Genomic DNA, 15868 nt, shown 5'->3' on the forward strand with positions numbered 1-15868 from the left:
TTGTATTCCAGGCAATATCAAAATCCTTAAGTTGTAATCACTTGATTCTGGACTCATCTTGGGCCTTTCGCGCCGGGGGTGATTCGCCGGCTTGCCTCGCGCCCTTTCACGGGTTTTCGAAAAATGAACGAGATCGCTCGTCATCGGTTCCCACCATATCTTCCAGTCACTTACCGGAAACTGACTGTTTCTCAGGCAGCAACGACCTTCTCCTCCGTGAGTTCCACCCGGGCACCACTGGTCTGACCCGTGGCGGCACCGCACCGCTGCATTCAGAGGCGAATGGTCACGGGTGCCGGGATCAGCGCAGATCCGCCGATCCGGCTGGGCATGTAAACCGCCAGCGCAGAGACCAGGCTTTCGCTCGACCAGAAGGTGAGCCCGAAAGTCAGAATAGCGGTAAATGCGCCAGCCAGGGATGACTGCCGGTGTCGAACTCCCTTCATTCTTCAATTCTTACAGGCGCCAGATGAGACTCCGATTGCGGCAAAATCCTGGCAATCTGAGAGCGCTGCGAAGGAAAATACTGCAGATTTGACAGATGGCCTCTGCGCGGTGACCGCTACAGCTGCCGTCACTTGTCAATATCTGGTGGATGCGTCAGTTTAAGGCCCGAAATCCCGGCAGGCGGGCCGGTGTCACGCCGGTGCTGATCTGCTGTTTCTCACAGGTGTGGTTTGCGATTCTCTAAACTCCGTCTCAACGGCTTTAAAAGCTTTGTCGATCCGACCGATCTGGTGATCGGGGACGGGCTGACGGGGGTCGTCGGCCCGAACGGCTGTGGTAAATCCAACCTGCTCGAAGCGCTTCGCTGGGTGATGGGGGAGAACCGTCCCACCGCCATGCGTGGCGGTGGTATGGAAGATGTGATCTTCGCAGGCACCGCCACCCGCGGCGCGCGCAACTATGCGGAAGTTGCCCTCAGCATCGACAATGAAGACCGCCTGGCCCCCTCGGGTTTCAACGAGTCTGTCATGCTGGAGGTGGTGCGCCGTATCACCCGCGATGCCGGGTCGAACTATAAGATCAACGCCAAAGATGTCCGCGCGCGCGATGTGCAGATGCTCTTTGCCGATGCCTCAACGGGCGCGCATTCGCCCGCGTTGGTGCGTCAGGGCCAGATTTCTGAGCTGATCAACGCCAAGCCCCGTGCCCGCCGCCGGGTGCTGGAAGAGGCTGCCGGGATCTCGGGGCTTTATCAGCGCCGTCATGAGGCGGAACTGCGCCTCTCTGCCGCCGAGACCAATCTCACCCGCGTGGATGATGTGATTGAGCAGCTGGCCCAGCAGCTCATCAGTCTTTCGCGTCAGGCCCGCCAGGCAGCGCGGTACCGCGAGATCGGCCGGGATCTGAAGCGCGCTGAGGGCATGTTGCTGGCCCGCCGCTGGCACGAGGCCGAGATGGCGCGCCTGGGGGCTCTCGCCCAGTTCTCTGAGGCCCTTCGCCTGACCGCCGAGGCCGAGACCCGCACTGAGGAGACCGCCGCGGCCCGCGAAGCCGCCGAAGCGGCCCTGCCGGCGCTGCGCGAGGAAGACACGATCGCGGCCGCGCTTTTGCAGCGCCTGATCTTGCAGCGCGAGACCCTGGCCCAGGAAGAAAGCCGCGCGACCGAACGGGTCGCCGCCCTGCGCGCCCGCATCGCCCAGCTGGCCCGCGATGCCGAGCGTGAGGCGGTGATCAACCGCGATGCCGGTGAAACCATCCGCCGCCTTGAGTGGGAGCTGGAACAGCTCGCCCGCGCCCAGGACGGCGAGGTTGAGCGGCTCGACGAACTCGCAGCCCTGGCCCAGGAAGCGGCAATGGCCGTGGCCACGGTGGAAAGCCGCCTCTCAGATGCCACTGAGGATGCGGCGGAACTGTCCGCCCGCGCCCAGAGCATCCGCCGCAGCCGCGGCGAAGGCACCGCCGCCCTTGAGCGCGCCCGCAGCGAGGCCACCCGCGCCGCCGCCGCCGCCGAGGCCGCTTCTGAGGCACTGGAAGCCGCAAGCGAGGCCTTCTCTGAGGCCGAAGAGGCCCAGGCCGAAGCCCTCGACGCCGCCACCGAAGCCGAAGAACGTCTCGCGGGCGCCGAAGAAGCCCGCGAAGCGCTGCAGGCCCGTGAGGCCGCGGCCCGTGCCGCCCGCGCGACCGCTGAGGGCGATCTCGCGGCCCTGACCTCTGAGGCCGCAGGTCTGGACCGCCTTCTGGCCCGCGCCACCTCCAAAACCGGCGAGGCCCTGCTTGAGCGCCTCACCGTCGAACCCGGCTTCGAAGCGGCCCTCGGGGCTGCGCTGGCCGATGATCTGCGCGCCCCGGAAATCAGCGCCGCAGATCCCACCGGCTGGGCGCCGATGGTGGATTACACCGATGCCGAAGCGCTGCCCGCCGGTCTTACCCCGCTGCGCGCGCATGTCACCGCCCCCGAGGTCCTGGATCGCCGTCTGGGCCGCATCGGCCTGGTCGATCGCGCCCAGGGCATGGCGCTGCAGCCGCTGCTGCGCCCCGGCCAGCGCCTCGTGTCGCGCGAAGGCGATCTCTGGCGGTGGGACGGCTACCGCGCGGCCGCAGGCGATGCCCCCTCCGCAGCCGCTCTGCGCCTGCAGCAGGTCAACCGCCTCGCCGCCCTTCGCGAAGAACTGACCATGGCAGAGGCAAAGGTCGCCGAGGCCACCGCCCTGCATACCCGCCTGCAGTCTGACCTCGCCGCCCTCACCCAGGCCGATCAGTTTGCCCGTGAGCAGCGCCGCAGCGCCGACAGCCGCCTCACAGAGGCCGGCCGCCGCCTCGCCCGCGCCGAAGGTGACCGCTCGCTGGCCGCTGGCCGCCTCGAAGCCGCCCGCCAGGCGGGGGAACGGGCCGAACGTGCGGCCGATGACGCCGCCGCCCGCCTCGAAGAGGCCGCCGAGGCTGAAACCGCCCTCCCCGATCTCGCCGATCTGCGCGCTGAGGTTGAGGCCCTGAAAACCGAAGTCGAGGCCGCGCGCAGCACCATGATCGCCCGCCGCGCCGCCCATGAAGAGGCCAGACGCGACGGCGAAGCCCGCACCCGCCGCCGCCAGGAAGTGATGAAAGAGCTCTCCGGCTGGCGTCACCGCCTCGAGACCGCCGAGCGGCACTCAGAAGACCTGCAGGAACGCCGCGAGGCCGCGGAAGAAGACCTCGCCGAAGCCCTGGAACAGCCCGACGAAATCCTCGCCCGCCGCGAGGAGCTCGCCGAAGCCATTGAGACCGCCGAGACCCGCCGCCACAGCGCCCGGACCCACCTTGCCGAGGCCGAATCTGCCCTGCGCAGCGCCCAGGACGGCGAACGCCTCTCCGCCACCGCCCTCACCCAGGCGCGCGAAGCCCGCGCCCGCGCCGAGGCCCGCGCCGAGGCCACAAAAGACGCCACCGAGGCTGCCGCCGCCCGGATCCGCGAAGACCTTGAACAGGAGCCGGCCGAGCTTCTCGAAACCCTCGGAACACCCCCGGACCAACTCCCCGATGCGCAGGAACTGGACCTTGAGGCACAGCGCCTGCGCCGCGCCCGCGACCAGCTCGGCGCCGTGAACCTGCGCGCCGAAGAAGACGCGCTCGCCATACAGACCGAACACGACAGCCTGCGCCACGAGAAAGAAGAACTCGAAGAGGCGATCCGCAAACTCCGCTCCGGCATCTCCTCACTCAACCGCGAGGGGCGTGAGCGCCTGCTCGCCGCCTATGATGTGGTGAACGGCAATTTCGCCCTGCTCTTCACCCATCTCTTCAACGGCGGCGAAGCCCGCCTTGTGATGGTCGAATCCGACGACCCCCTCGAAGCCGGCCTTGAGATCATGTGCCAGCCGCCGGGCAAAAAGCTCTCGACCCTCTCGCTCCTCTCCGGCGGCGAGCAGACCCTGACGGCCCTCGCCCTGATCTTCGCAGTCTTCCTCGCGAACCCCGCCCCGATCTGCGTGCTCGATGAGGTGGATGCGCCGCTCGATGATGCCAATGTGACCCGGTTCTGCGACCTTCTCGATGAGATGACCCGCCGCACCGACACCCGCTTTCTCATCATCACCCACCATGGCGTCACCATGAGCCGCATGGACCGCCTCTTTGGCGTGACCATGCAGGAACAGGGCGTCAGCCAGCTCGTCAGCGTCGATCTCAAACGCGCCGAAGCCCTCGTCGCCTGACCCACAAAAAGCGGGGGGCCCCCCGCCCGGGCCCCCCGCTTTGGCTTTTCAAAAATACTCCGGGGTCCGGGGCAGCGCCCCGGCGCTCTCCCGCCTCACAGCGTCAGAATGGTGGCCCCCGTCGTGGCCCGCGCCTCAAGGCTGCGATGCGCCCCGGCGATGTCCTCCAGCGCATAGCGCTGATCAATCCGGATCTTCACCGCCCCCGATGTCACCTTCTCAAAAAGCATCTTCGCCATGGCCTGGCAGTCTTCATGCCGCGCAATATGGGTGAACAGCGTCGGCCGCGTCAGCTGATAAGAGCCCTTCGCCAGCACCCCCAGCGAGACCGGCGGCACCACCCCCGAAGCACTCCCGAAAGAAATCATCATCCCCACCGGCCGCAGCGAGTCCATCGAGCCCTCAAAGGTCGAAGCCCCCACGGAATCCATCACCACATCCACACCACGCCCGCCGGTCAGCTCCCGCACCTTCGGCGCGAAAGGACCGTCGTTGTAATTGATCGCCGCATCCGCCCCATGCTCCAGCGCGAGACGACATTTCTCCTCCGATCCGGCCGTGGCAATCAGCCGGATCCCCTCCGATTTCGCCCATTGACAGGCGATCAGCCCGACCCCCCCGGCCGCCGCATGAAAAAGCACAGTATCCCCGGCCTTCAGCGGCACGGTGCGGTGAAAAAGATACTGAACGGTCAAACCCTTCAGCATCATCGCCGCGCCTTCTTCAAAGGAAATCCCCTCCGGCAGCGGACAGACCTGGGCTGCGGGCATCACCCGTGCCTCGGTATAGGCCCCGGGCGGCTGTGCCGCATAGGCCGCGCGGTCCCCGGGCTTCAGATGGGTCACCCCCGCGCCCACGGCCTCCACCACCCCGGCCGCTTCCATCCCAAGCGCCTGCGGCATCTGCATCGGATAAACGCCGGCGCGCTGATAGACATCGATGAAATTCAGCCCGACGGCATGATGCCGGATCCGGATCTCTCCCGGCCCCGGCTCACCCACCGCGCGGTCTTCAATCGTCAGAACCTCCGGCCCGCCATGGGCATGGATCACAACTGTTTTCGCCATTCCGGATCTCCCCCTGAAATGCGCCCAGTCTGACCTGCAACGGCGGCCCTGAAAAGCCATTCCCGGACCTGGCCCGCCCGAATGCGCGCCACGCCCCTGACTTTGGCTTTTTCCAAATACTCCGCGGGGGTCCGGGGGCGCGAAGCCCCCGGGGCTCGCCCTCAGCGCTTCTTCATGGCATCGAGAAGCGCCGCGCCAAAGCCGCCCGGCGCATCCTGACGCGGCTTCGGCCCCGAGGACATCGGCCCGCGCCCGCCTTTGGGCGCAGCTCCCTTCGGCCCGCCCGCCGCGCGGCGCTCAGCGGCCTCCTCACGCCCGCCGCCATCGCTGCGCATGCTCAGCGCGATGCGCTTGCGCGGCACATCGACCTCGGTCACCCGCACCTTCACCACATCACCGGCTTTCACCACCTCATGGGCGTCTTTCACAAAACGGTCCGCCAGCTGGCTTACATGCACCAGACCGTCCTGATGCACACCGATATCCACGAAGGCCCCGAAGGCCGCCACATTGGTCACCGTGCCTTCCAGCAGCATCCCGACCCGCAGATCGGTAATGCCCTCCACACCATCGGTGAAAGTCGCGGTCTTAAAGGCCGGACGCGGATCGCGGCCCGGTTTTTCCAGCTCGGCCATGATGTCTTTGACGGTGGGCACCCCGAAACGCGCATCGGCAAAATCGCGCGGCTCCAGACGCTTCAGCGGCGCGGAATCCGCCATCAGCGCGCGCAGATCCCGCCCGCAGGCCTCGATGATTTTGCGCGCCACATCATAGGCTTCCGGGTGCACGGACGAGCCATCAAGCGGCTCTTTGCCGTTTTGAATGCGCAAAAAGCCCGCGCATTGCTCAAAGGCTTTCGGGCCAAGCCGCGCCACCTTCAAAAGCTCTTTGCGGGTCGCAAAAGGCCCATTGGCATCGCGGTGGCTGACGATGGTCTCGGCCAGCCCCGCCCCGATCCCCGCCACCCGCGCCAGCAGCGGCGCCGAGGCGGTGTTGAGATCCACCCCGACCGCGTTCACCGCATCTTCGACCACCCCGTCCAGCGCCTTGCCCAGACGGTGCTGGTCCACATCATGCTGATACTGGCCCACGCCGATCGATTTTGGCTCAATCTTCACCAATTCCGCCAGCGGATCCTGCAGCCGCCGCGCAATGGAAACCGCGCCGCGCAGACTGACATCGAGCCCCGGGAATTCCGCCGCCGCCAGCGCCGAGGCTGAATAGACCGAGGCCCCGGCTTCCGAGACGATCACCCGCGTCGGCTTTTTCGAACCCGGCATCAGCGCCAGCAGATCGCCGACCATCTTCTCGGATTCCCGGCTCGCCGTGCCATTGCCGATGGCGATCAGATCGATGTTATATTTGCCGATCAGCGCGGCCAGCGTGGCCTGGGCGCCGCGCAGATCATTCTTCGGCTGGAAGGGGTAGATCGTCGCCGTCTCCAGCAGCTTGCCGGTGCCGTCAACCACGGCCAGCTTGCAGCCGGTGCGGATCCCGGGATCAAGGCCCAGCGTCGTGCGCCCACCCGCCGGAGCGGCCAGCAGCAGGTCCTTGAGGTTGCGGCCAAAGACCCGGATCGCCTCTTCCTCAGCCCGCTCGCGCAGCTCCATCATCAGATCGACCGAAAGCGAGGGGCGCAGTTTCACCCGCCAGATCCAGCCGGAAATGGTCGAAAGCCACTCATCGCCCTTGCCGCCGCGCCCCACATTCAGCGAGGCTTTCACCATAATCTCGCTGCGGCCCTGACCCGGCGCGGCCTCCGTATCGGCCTCCAGATCCATCGACAAAAAGCCCTCATTGCGGCCACGGAACATGGCCAGCGCCCGGTGACCGGGGGCGGTGGCAAGGTTCTCGCTATGGCCGAAATAATCCGAAAACTTCGCGCCCTCAGCCTCTTTGCCGTCGATCACTTTGGCCACGATCTTCGCTTCGCGGCGCAGGAAATCGCGGATGCGGGTCTTCAGATCGGCATTCTCGGCCACGCCTTCGGCGATGATATCCCGCGCACCCTCCAGCGCGGCTTTCACATCGGCGATGTTTTCCGACAGATAAGCGGCGGCAAGACCCGAAGGATCTGCCGCGCGGTCACCCAGGATCGCATCGGCCAGCGGTTGCAGCCCGTTTTCCCGCGCGATCATCGCCTTGGTGCGGCGCTTGGGTTTATAGGGCAGGTAGATATCTTCCAGCTCAGCCTTGGTGGTGACGCCGGCGATTTTCGCGGCCAGCTCATCGGTCAGCTTGCCCTGCTCGCGGATCGAGGAGGTCACGGCCTCACGGCGGCTGTGCAACTCTCGAAGATAGCTCAGCCGCTCATCAAGGGTGCGCAGCTGGGTGTCATCAAGGCCCCCCGTCACTTCTTTGCGGTAGCGCGCGATGAAGGGCACCGTGGCCCCGCCGTCGAGCAGCGCCACGGCCTGCACCACCTGATCGGCGCGGGCCCCGATTTCACTGGCAATCGCAATGGCAATCTGGCGGGCGGGGTCTTGGGCAATCGCCATGGGGCACCTGTCTTAAAGTCTCGGGAGGCAGAGGTAACCCCGGCTTCGCGCAGGTTGCAAGTGGCCCTTGCGGTGCCCGCGGCTTCCCGCCAGTCTCGCCGCATCAACAAGGAGAGTGACATGGCTCTTATTCCCGCGATTGCCGATCATGCCGCAGAGCTGACGGCGATTTTCCAGGACCTCCACGCCCATCCCGAAATCGGTTTTGAGGAAACGCGCACCGCCGCGATCGTGGCGGCAAAGCTGCGCGACTGGGGCATTGATGAGGTGCATGAAGGGGTCGGCGGCACCGGCGTCGTCGGCATTATCCGCGGCGCGCGCCCCGGTGCGCGCCGGGTGGGTCTGCGCGCCGATATGGATGCGCTGCCGATCGAGGAAACCTCAAACCTCGCCTATAGCTCAAAAAATCCGGGCAAAATGCATGCCTGTGGCCATGACGGCCATACCACCATGCTGCTCGGGGCTGCGAAATATCTGGCCGACAGCCGCGATTTCGCAGGCACCGTGGTGCTGATCTTTCAGCCCGCCGAAGAGGGCCTGGGCGGTGCTAAGCGCATGATCGCAGAGGGGCTTTTTGAGCGCTTCCCCTGCGATGAGATCTACGGCATGCACAACAGTCCCAATGGCAAATCCGGCTGGATGGGCATGCGCAAAGGCGCGGCCATGGCGGGGGCGGCTTTCTTTGACATTCGCATCACCGGGGTCGGCAGCCATGCCGCGCAGCCTCAGGACAGCAAGGATGCGCTGCTGATCGCGGCCTCGCTTGCCTCTGAGTTGCAGACCATCCGCGCCCGCAACATCCATCCGCTGGATATGCTGGTGCTTTCGGTGACCAAGCTGAACGCCGGAACCGCCTATAATGTGGTGCCGGAAACCGCGGGCATGGGGGGCACGATCCGCTATTTCTCGGATGCGGCTTTTGAGCTGGCCTCGCGGCGGATGAAAGAGATCTGCAAAGGCTATGCCCTGGCGCATGGCGTTGAGATCGACTGCGATGTGCGCGGCGCCTTTGATGTGCTGGTCAATGGTGACGAATATACCGAGGCCTATCTTGAAGCCGGCCGTGAGATCCTGGGCGAAGAGGCGGTTGAGGGCGAAGTACCACCCGTCACCGGCTCAGAGGATTTCGCCGATATGCTGCGTCTGGTGCCGGGGGCCTATTGCCAGATCGGTCATGCGGGCACCGTGCCGCTGCACAACCCGGCCTTCCGTCTGGATCCGGCGATCCTTCCGGTGGGCGCATCGGTCTATGCGCGCCTTGTCGAAAAGCGCCTCGTGGCCTGAGAGAGGGCAGGGCGGCGCCGCGCGGCTCTTTGCGCAGGCAAAAGACAAAGACGTGCTGCCCGACCCTGGTTGGGCAGCACAGAGAAAGAGGTCAGGGCGGCTTGCCGCCCCGCCTTGCAGTTTAGCCGCTGGTCAGCAGCCAGACCGGCTCATTGTCGCGGGCGACATAGTCCAGCGCCGCGCGGTCCTGCACTTTGGAGGCGCGTTTGAAGCTGCAGAGCAGCTCATCGCCCTCAACCTCGACCGCATTGATGAGGCAGGTCAGAATATGCCGTGGCCCCTCATGGATTTCCACAAGCCCGCGCAGATGTGTGACGTCATCCAGGGCGAGGGAGAATCCGTCGGTCCACATGCGGCGGATGGAAAAAACCATATCCCCCTGATGCAGGGACAGGCGACGGCGGCGGCCACCCTGGCGCAGCCTGGCGCCCTGCAATCCATCACGAATCTCGGCCGGCAGATATTCCATCATCTCACACCTCCAACTGACCCGAGTTTGCACCGCAATAGATGAAGATCAAGTCAAGGTTGTGACAGGCCTGCCGCTCTGTCTGATCTTTCCAGTGCCTTTCCCGGGCTCTTTGTGTAACGCCCGGCGCTGCGCCCTGGCTCCGGGGGAAATGCAAAAGACCTCACGGGAAAGTCCCTTGGCGCGGCGGCCTGCGCGGGACTAAGCTCTGATCAAACGGGAGAGCGGAATGTGGCAGCGGTTCAGCGGCGCACTGGCCCTTTGTCTGGGGCTGACGACAACGGCGGCAGGGGCTGCGACCTGCGGCGGTGATTTCGCAACCTGGCTTCAGGGCCTGCGGGCGGAACTGCTGGCCACCGGAGCTTCGGAGGCCGGGGTGAGCCGCTTTCTGCGCGGTGCAGCGCCCGATCCGAAGGTGCTGGCAGCCGACCGCCAACAGGGGGTGTTTCAGCGCAGCTTCACGGATTTCTCCCGCCGCCTGATCAGCGCCGACCGGCTGAACAAAGCGCGCGCGAAGCTGACATCAGAGGCCGCTCTGCTGGCGCAGGCGGAACGGGACTACGGAGTGCCGCCCGGAATTCTGCTGGCCTTCTGGGCCTTTGAGACGGACTTTGGCGCGGTTCAGGGGGATTTCAACACCCGCAACGCGCTGCTGACCCTGGCCCATGACTGCCGGCGACCTGAGCTGTTTCGCCCGCAGATCGCCGCCGCCTTTGAGCTGAGGCAGAGGGGCGATTTTGACCCCGCCACCACCAGGGGGGCCTGGGCCGGAGAGATTGGCATGGTGCAGATGCTGCCCGCCGATCTGCTGGCGCGCGGTGTGGACGGCGATGGGGACGGGCGGGTCGATCTGCAGCACTCGGTCGCCGATGCGCTGTTGTCAGGCGCGGCCCTGATCCGCGATCACGGCTGGCAGGCCGGGCAGCCCTGGCTGACCGAGGTGCGCCTGCCGAAAGACTTCGACCTCAGCCACAGCGGGCTGACGGACTGGCTGCCGGTCGCTGACTGGCGCGCAAAGGGCCTGGCCCCGCGCGAAGGCGATCTGCCCGGGACGGGTGAGGCGGCGCTGCTGCTGCCCCAGGGGCGTCTGGGTCCGGCTTTTCTGGTCTGGCCGAATTTCCGCGTGCTCTCCGAATGGAACAAGAGCCTCGTCTATGTCACCACGGCGGCCTATTTTGCCACCCGCATTGAAGGCGCGCCGGTCTTTGATCCCGGCAACCCGGTGCCGGGGCTGACCCCCGCAGACATGACCGCGCTTCAGGAAAAGCTGAAGCAGCGCGGCCATGATGTGGGCAGGGTCGATGGCATTCTGGGGCTGATGACGCGCGAAGCCGTGCGGCGCGAACAGATCCGCCTTGGCCTGCCGCCTGATGCCTGGCCTGACCGCAACCTGCTGGAGCGGCTGTGATGGCGGCGGAGGGCTGGGGCGTCGCCGTCACCCTGAAAGCGCCTGTCGCGCAGGTCCTGGCCTTTGTGGCCTGGTATCTTGAGCTGGGGGCCGCGCGCCTCTGGCTGCATTTCGATGACCCCGAAGATCCGGCCGCGACGCTGCTGGAGGGGCAGGATCGGGTGCAGGTCATCCGCTGCCATGAGGGCTATTGGGCGAAGGTGGCGGGCCGGCGGCCCGAGACCCACCAGCAGCGCCAGGTGCGCAATGTCACCCGGGTGCTGCGCCGCACCGGATTGCCCTGGGTGGCGCATTTCGATGTCGATGAGTTTCTGCTGCCCGCCCGTCCGGTGTCCGGGATCCTGTCGGAGCTTGCGCCCGACCGGCTGATCCTGCGCGCCGAGCCCTGGGAGGCGCTTTGCGATCCGCGCCTGCCGGATGACATCTTCACCGGACGGATTTTTCGCCAGGCGTTGCCGCCGGGGCGCGAGGCGCTGGCTCATGCGCTTTACGGCGATCTCGGCGCGCTTCTGGAGCGCGGGATGTTAAGCCATACGGTCGGAAAATGCTTCTTTCGCAGTGGCATACCGGGCATGACCGGGCGCATTCACGGTGCGCGCATGAACGGAGAGCCGGTGCCGGGCGGCCCGTTTCACCCCGATCTGGCGCTCCTGCATTTCCACGCCCAGGACCGTGAGGGCTGGCTGTCGCGGCTGCCCTACCGGCTGGCGAAGGGGGCCTATCAATACCGCCCCGCGATGCAGGCGTATCTGCTGCAGCAACCCCCTGAGGGGGTCGCGGATTTCTACGACTGCGTGCAGCGCGCCCGTCCGGCGCTGGTGGCCGCGCTTGAAGTGGAAGGGTTTATGCGGACAGAGGATCTGGCGCTGCGTCAAAGGGTTGAGCGGCATTTCCCTGGCCTGCTTCGCGGTTTCGAAACAGAGCAAAGCGGCGTAAACCCTTCAGCATGACGGATCTGATGACGACCCCTCCGCGGCGCGCGGCGCTGATCACCGGCTCTGCGAGGCGGCTGGGCGCGGCCATGGCGCGCGCGCTGTCCAAAGAGGGCTGGTTTGTGGTGCTCCACTGCCATCACTCCCGGGGCGAGGGCGAGGCCCTGGTGGCAGAACTGCGGGCGGCGGGGGCGGATTGCGGGCTGGTCTGCGGGCCGCTGACCACGAAAGCCGGGGCCGAGGCCGTATTTGCAGCCGCCGTCGCACTGGCAGGGCCGCTGTCGCTTTTGGTCAATAATGCTTCCGCCTTTCTTGGCGACGATCTGGCCACTGCGGAGGAGGCCGGGCTTGCGCAGCATATGGCGGTCAATCTTGCCGCGCCGCTCTGGCTGATGCAGCGGTTTCAGGCGCAGGACCCGCTGCCCGAGGGGGCATTGGTCGTGAATATGCTCGACAATAAACTCATGGCGCTGAACCCGGATTTCTTCACCTATACGCTGTCGAAAGCCGCGCTGAAGGCTGCCACGGAGATGGCGGCGCAAAGTTTTGGCGGCCACCCGAGGGTCTGCGCGATTGCGCCCTCGATTACCCTGATGTCGGGCGCGCAAACCGCTGAGGACTTTGAGCGCACCGCGCGGATCAACCCGCTGGGCCGCCGTGTGGCCCCCGCCGATATCTGTGAAGCGCTGCTTTTGCTATGGGCTGATCGGGGGCTGAACGGCGAAATTCTGGTGATTGACGGCGGGCAGCACCACTGGAACCTGCCGCGCGACGTGGCCTTTCTGACTGAAGAGGACATTCCCCTTGGCTGAATTTCTGGTCGAAGTCACCGGGCAGGAGGTGGAGATCATCCTCGGCCTGCACGACTTTGAGCGCCATGCCCCGCAAAGGGTGGTGATTTCAGTGCAGGTGCTGACCGCGGATCTGACCGGAGATGCCGGGGGTTTTATGGATTATGACGCGATCGTCGCGCATATCCGCAGCTATGCCGGGCAACGCATCGAGACCCAGGAAGAACTGATCCTGGCGATTCACAGCTATGTGAGCGGGCTTCCCCATGTGGCCAGGGCCCGGGTCTCAAGCCGCAAGCCGGATATTTTCAACGATGTGGATTGGGTCGGGCTGAGCTATCCGGCCCGCAGCCTTTTCACCTGAGCACAAGGATCGGACCCCGGCCTCAGCCGGGGTCCGCACCACACCCTGGCGCACCCCTGCACCCGAACCGACGACAGGTCCGCAGTGTTATAATAGCGCAAAGCCAGGGGTCGCGGCTAATTCAGAGTGACCCGTCTTTTAGAAAAATCCGACAGGCTCAGCCGTAAACGGCTTCTTTCTTAAAATGCTTTACCAGCATGTAATACATCACGGCGCGGTATTTATTCCGCTCGGATTTGCCATAGATTTCGACCACGCTGTCGATGGCTTTTTGCAGATCCGGGGTCTCCGGCAGGCCCAGTTTCTTCATCAGGAAGTTGCTGCGAACGCGCTCTACTTCTGCGGGATCGCTGGCCGCGACGGTCTCGCTGTCGGCGTTGTAGATCGCCGGACCGCAGCCGATGGTGACCTTGCGCAGCAGGTCCATATCAGGCTCGACCTTGCATTTGGTCCGCAGGTCTGCGGCATATTTCTCGATCAGTACGTCACGCTTGCTCATTAAAAATCGTCCCCTGTATCGCGAAAAGCCCTGCCCCCCGCAGGCGCCTGCCTCAGGCTATGCGCCGGAATGGCAGAGCACCAAGCAAAATCTGCCTGCGGCGGTAAAATCAGTCGGAGGATCGCTTCAGGCGGATTATATACTGATTGGCCATCACGCTCAGTTCCGCCTGCCGGCCCAGATCCTGCATCACGGCGCTGACCGCGCGTTTCACCGGCCCGCCGAGTTCCGCGACCTTCCAGTTGTAGTCATCCCCGGCAATGATGCCGTCGGGTTTGACCTTTTGCAAAGACAGCTCAAGGTCGCGTTTTACAAAGGCTTCATGGTGGTTGCCGTCGATATAAACCCAGTCGAGCGCGTGATCGGGCAGCGCGCTGAGCGCCTCTTCTGAGGTGGCGCGGTGGATCACCACGCGCGGGTCTGTGCCATAGGCTTTGACCACATCGTGATACTTCACCTCCATCAGATCGGCGTTCTTTTTACGTCCGAATCCGGTGTCGGAAAACTGGGGCATATAGGCCCAGGGGTCGATCAGATGCAGTGTCGAGGCATCCGTTTCGGCCAGAATGCGCGCGGAGAATTTCCCCTCCCAGACGCCGATTTCCGCGCAGACCGCGCCTTTGGGCATCTGCGCCAGCAGGCGGCCCCGGTTCGCTTCGCGCCGGTCGGGAGCGGGTTCTTCCATGGTGTCTCTCCTCTCTGGTCCGTCGCTACTATGGTAAAGCGATTAACGCCGGGCAAAGAAAAACGCCCGCCCCTTTGAAAAGGAGCGGGCGCTGTGGTCGTCAGGCCAGAGATCAGTAGCGGTAATGCTCAGGCTTGAAGGGGCCTTCCGGGGTGACGCCGATATAGGCGGCCTGCTCGGAAGACAGCTTCGAGAGTTTCACGCCGATGCGGTCGAGGTGCAGGCGGGCCACTTTTTCATCCAGCGCTTTGGGCAGGATATAGACGCCGGGCTGATACTCATCGCCCTTGGTCCACAGCTCAATCTGCGCCAGCACCTGGTTGGTGAACGAGGCCGACATCACAAAGCTCGGGTGGCCGGTGGCATTGCCGAGGTTCAGCAGACGACCTTCCGACAGCAGAATGATCCGCGCGCCCGAGGGCATCTCGATCATATCGACCTGGTCTTTGATATTGGTCCATTTGTGGTTCTTCAGCGAAGCCACCTGGATTTCATTGTCAAAGTGGCCGATGTTGCCGACGATCGCCATGTCTTTCATGGCGTGCATATGCTCAAGACGGATGACATCTTTGTTGCCGGTGGTGGTGACAAAGATATCCGCCGTCGCCACAACGTCTTCCAGGGTGGTGACCTGGAAGCCATCCATCGCGGCCTGCAGCGCGCAGATCGGGTCCACTTCGGTCACGATCACACGAGCGCCTGCGCCTTTCAGCGAAGCAGCCGAGCCTTTGCCCACATCGCCATAACCGCAGACCACAGCGACCTTACCGGCCATCATGGTGTCGGTGGCGCGGCGGATCCCGTCGACCAGCGATTCCTTGCAGCCGTATTTGTTGTCAAACTTCGACTTGGTGACCGAGTCGTTGACGTTGATCGCCGGGAAGGGCAGCTGGCCCTTTTTGTGCAGATCATAGAGGCGGTGAACACCGGTGGTGGTCTCTTCCGACACGCCCTGGATATCGGCGCGGGTTTTGGCGAACCAGCCCGGGCTTTGTGCCATGCGCTTCAGGATCTGTGCCTTGATGACGGCTTCTTCTTCCGAGGCCGGAACCGCCAGAACGTCTTCGCCCGCTTCCATGCGCGCACCAAGCAGCACATAAAGCGTCGCGTCGCCGCCGTCGTCGAGGATCATATTGGCGCCTTCCGGGAACTGGAAGGAGCGGTCGAGATAATCCCAATGCTCTTCCAGCGACTGGCCCTTGATCGCAAAGACCGGGGTGCCGCCCGCCGCAATCGCCGCCGCCGCGTGATCCTGGGTCGAGAAGATATTGCACGAGGCCCAGCGGACATCAGCGCCCAGAGCCACCAGGGTTTCAATCAGCACAGCGGTCTGAATGGTCATATGCAGCGAGCCGACGATGCGCGCGCCTTTCAGCGGCTTGCTCGCGCCAAATTCCGAGCGGCAGGCCATCAGGCCCGGCATTTCGGTCTCAGCAATGTCGAGTTCTTTGCGGCCGAAATCGGCCAGGCCGATATCCCGGACGATGTAATCCTGTGCCATCAGGGCCTCTTTCATCAAAAGCGTTGCAGGGTCTGCGATGGGGGTCACATAGCACCGGGCGGCCTTTGCAGCAATGCGGCAGGACCTCCGGGCAGGGCGATGTGACCCCGGGGCCACCCGTTTTGCAGGCTGCCCGGTGCGCCCCCGCGCCGGAGTTGCGCTCCCGTCCCGGTCTTGCCCTGTCACGCAATCATGGCGCGATTGTCGCTGTGATATGGGGCGTCGCTTGTGGGT

13 protein-coding genes are annotated in these 15868 nt (G+C 64.8%); 6 read left to right on the forward strand and 7 right to left on the reverse strand.

Features of this window, described 5'->3' with window-relative positions:
* Nucleotides 1–272 precede the first annotated feature (272 nt).
* Nucleotides 273–446, reverse strand: coding sequence for a hypothetical protein (locus EG244_RS20315; protein ID WP_158617222.1), 174 nt, complete (start codon nucleotides 444–446; stop codon nucleotides 273–275).
* A gap of 231 nt (nucleotides 447–677) precedes the next feature.
* Here EG244_RS20315 and EG244_RS02695 point away from each other — a divergent pair, with 231 nt between their 5' ends.
* On the forward strand, nucleotides 678–4136 hold the full coding sequence (locus tag EG244_RS02695) for a chromosome segregation SMC family protein (RefSeq protein ID WP_124963476.1): 3459 nt from the start codon (nucleotides 678–680) through the stop codon (nucleotides 4134–4136).
* Nucleotides 4137–4231: 95 nt separating this feature from the next.
* On the opposite strand, the gene EG244_RS02700 is transcribed toward EG244_RS02695, so the two are convergent.
* Together EG244_RS02700 and EG244_RS02705 are read right to left on the reverse strand one after the other, a co-directional pair.
* The gene (locus EG244_RS02700) at nucleotides 4232–5203 is read right to left on the reverse strand and encodes a quinone oxidoreductase family protein (protein ID WP_124963477.1); all 972 of its coding nucleotides are present in this window, start codon (nucleotides 5201–5203) and stop codon (nucleotides 4232–4234) included.
* 161 nt (nucleotides 5204–5364) lie between these two features.
* Nucleotides 5365–7695 carry a Tex family protein gene (locus EG244_RS02705; protein WP_325050379.1) on the reverse strand — a complete coding sequence of 777 codons (2331 nt, stop codon included), beginning with the start codon at nucleotides 7693–7695 and terminating at the stop codon, nucleotides 5365–5367.
* A gap of 126 nt (nucleotides 7696–7821) precedes the next feature.
* On the opposite strand from EG244_RS02705, the gene EG244_RS02710 reads away from it, so the two are divergent.
* Nucleotides 7822–8985 carry an amidohydrolase gene (locus EG244_RS02710; RefSeq protein ID WP_124963479.1) on the forward strand — a complete coding sequence of 388 codons (1164 nt, stop codon included), beginning with the start codon at nucleotides 7822–7824 and terminating at the stop codon, nucleotides 8983–8985.
* Nucleotides 8986–9106: 121 nt separating this feature from the next.
* Here the strand turns inward: EG244_RS02710 and EG244_RS02715 are convergent, their stop codons facing one another.
* Nucleotides 9107–9457: a hypothetical protein gene (locus EG244_RS02715; protein ID WP_124963480.1), complete on the reverse strand. Its 351-nt coding sequence runs from the start codon at nucleotides 9455–9457 to the stop codon at nucleotides 9107–9109.
* Nucleotides 9458–9683: 226 nt separating this feature from the next.
* Between EG244_RS02715 and EG244_RS02720 the strand changes: the two genes are divergently transcribed.
* Genes EG244_RS02720 through EG244_RS02735 form a run of 4 tightly spaced genes read left to right on the forward strand, consistent with a single transcriptional unit; the run spans nucleotide 9684 to nucleotide 12949 of the window.
* Nucleotides 9684–10862: a lytic murein transglycosylase gene (locus EG244_RS02720; protein WP_124963481.1), complete on the forward strand. Its 1179-nt coding sequence runs from the start codon at nucleotides 9684–9686 to the stop codon at nucleotides 10860–10862.
* On the forward strand, nucleotides 10862–11812 hold the full coding sequence (locus tag EG244_RS02725; protein ID WP_124963482.1) for a glycosyltransferase family 2 protein: 951 nt from the start codon (nucleotides 10862–10864) through the stop codon (nucleotides 11810–11812). Before EG244_RS02720 ends, EG244_RS02725 begins: the two co-directional genes overlap by 1 nt.
* Before the next feature lie 8 nt (nucleotides 11813–11820).
* Nucleotides 11821–12606, forward strand: coding sequence for an SDR family oxidoreductase (locus EG244_RS02730; RefSeq protein ID WP_158617223.1), 786 nt, complete (start codon nucleotides 11821–11823; stop codon nucleotides 12604–12606).
* On the forward strand, nucleotides 12599–12949 hold the full coding sequence (locus EG244_RS02735; RefSeq protein WP_158617224.1) for a dihydroneopterin aldolase: 351 nt from the start codon (nucleotides 12599–12601) through the stop codon (nucleotides 12947–12949). Before EG244_RS02730 ends, EG244_RS02735 begins: the two co-directional genes overlap by 8 nt.
* Before the next feature lie 157 nt (nucleotides 12950–13106).
* Here EG244_RS02735 and EG244_RS02740 read toward each other — a convergent pair whose 3' ends face one another.
* The 3 genes from EG244_RS02740 to ahcY all read right to left on the reverse strand — a co-directional run bounded on the left by EG244_RS02740 (nucleotide 13107) and on the right by ahcY (nucleotide 15634).
* Complete coding sequence (locus EG244_RS02740) at nucleotides 13107–13448, reverse strand: DUF2853 family protein (RefSeq protein ID WP_124963485.1); 342 nt, start codon at nucleotides 13446–13448, stop codon at nucleotides 13107–13109.
* A 109-nt stretch (nucleotides 13449–13557) separates the two neighbouring features.
* Entirely contained in the window at nucleotides 13558–14133 is a 576-nt protein-coding gene (locus EG244_RS02745; RefSeq protein ID WP_124963486.1) for a class I SAM-dependent methyltransferase, read from the reverse strand.
* 112 nt (nucleotides 14134–14245) lie between these two features.
* Nucleotides 14246–15634: an adenosylhomocysteinase gene (gene ahcY / locus EG244_RS02750; RefSeq protein WP_124963487.1), complete on the reverse strand. Its 1389-nt coding sequence runs from the start codon at nucleotides 15632–15634 to the stop codon at nucleotides 14246–14248.
* Nucleotides 15635–15868: the final 234 nt, after the last annotated feature.

The organism is Falsigemmobacter faecalis, from assembly GCF_003863335.1.
Lineage (GTDB): Bacteria > Pseudomonadota > Alphaproteobacteria > Rhodobacterales > Rhodobacteraceae > Wagnerdoeblera > Wagnerdoeblera faecalis.

Coding starts and splice junctions, on each gene's coding strand:
- EG244_RS20315 (WP_158617222.1), bottom strand. CDS start 446: ATGAAGGGAGTTCGACACCGGCAGTCATCCCTGGCTGGCGCATTTACC.
- EG244_RS02745 (WP_124963486.1), bottom strand. CDS start 14,133: ATGGAAGAACCCGCTCCCGACCGGCGCGAAGCGAACCGGGGCCGCCTG.
- EG244_RS02740 (WP_124963485.1), bottom strand. CDS start 13,448: ATGAGCAAGCGTGACGTACTGATCGAGAAATATGCCGCAGACCTGCGG.
- EG244_RS02700 (WP_124963477.1), bottom strand. CDS start 5,203: ATGGCGAAAACAGTTGTGATCCATGCCCATGGCGGGCCGGAGGTTCTG.
- ahcY (WP_124963487.1), bottom strand. CDS start 15,634: ATGGCACAGGATTACATCGTCCGGGATATCGGCCTGGCCGATTTCGGC.
- EG244_RS02725 (WP_124963482.1), top strand. CDS start 10,862: ATGGCGGCGGAGGGCTGGGGCGTCGCCGTCACCCTGAAAGCGCCTGTC.
- EG244_RS02710 (WP_124963479.1), top strand. CDS start 7,822: ATGGCTCTTATTCCCGCGATTGCCGATCATGCCGCAGAGCTGACGGCG.
- EG244_RS02720 (WP_124963481.1), top strand. CDS start 9,684: ATGTGGCAGCGGTTCAGCGGCGCACTGGCCCTTTGTCTGGGGCTGACG.
- EG244_RS02730 (WP_158617223.1), top strand. CDS start 11,821: ATGACGACCCCTCCGCGGCGCGCGGCGCTGATCACCGGCTCTGCGAGG.
- EG244_RS02715 (WP_124963480.1), bottom strand. CDS start 9,457: ATGATGGAATATCTGCCGGCCGAGATTCGTGATGGATTGCAGGGCGCC.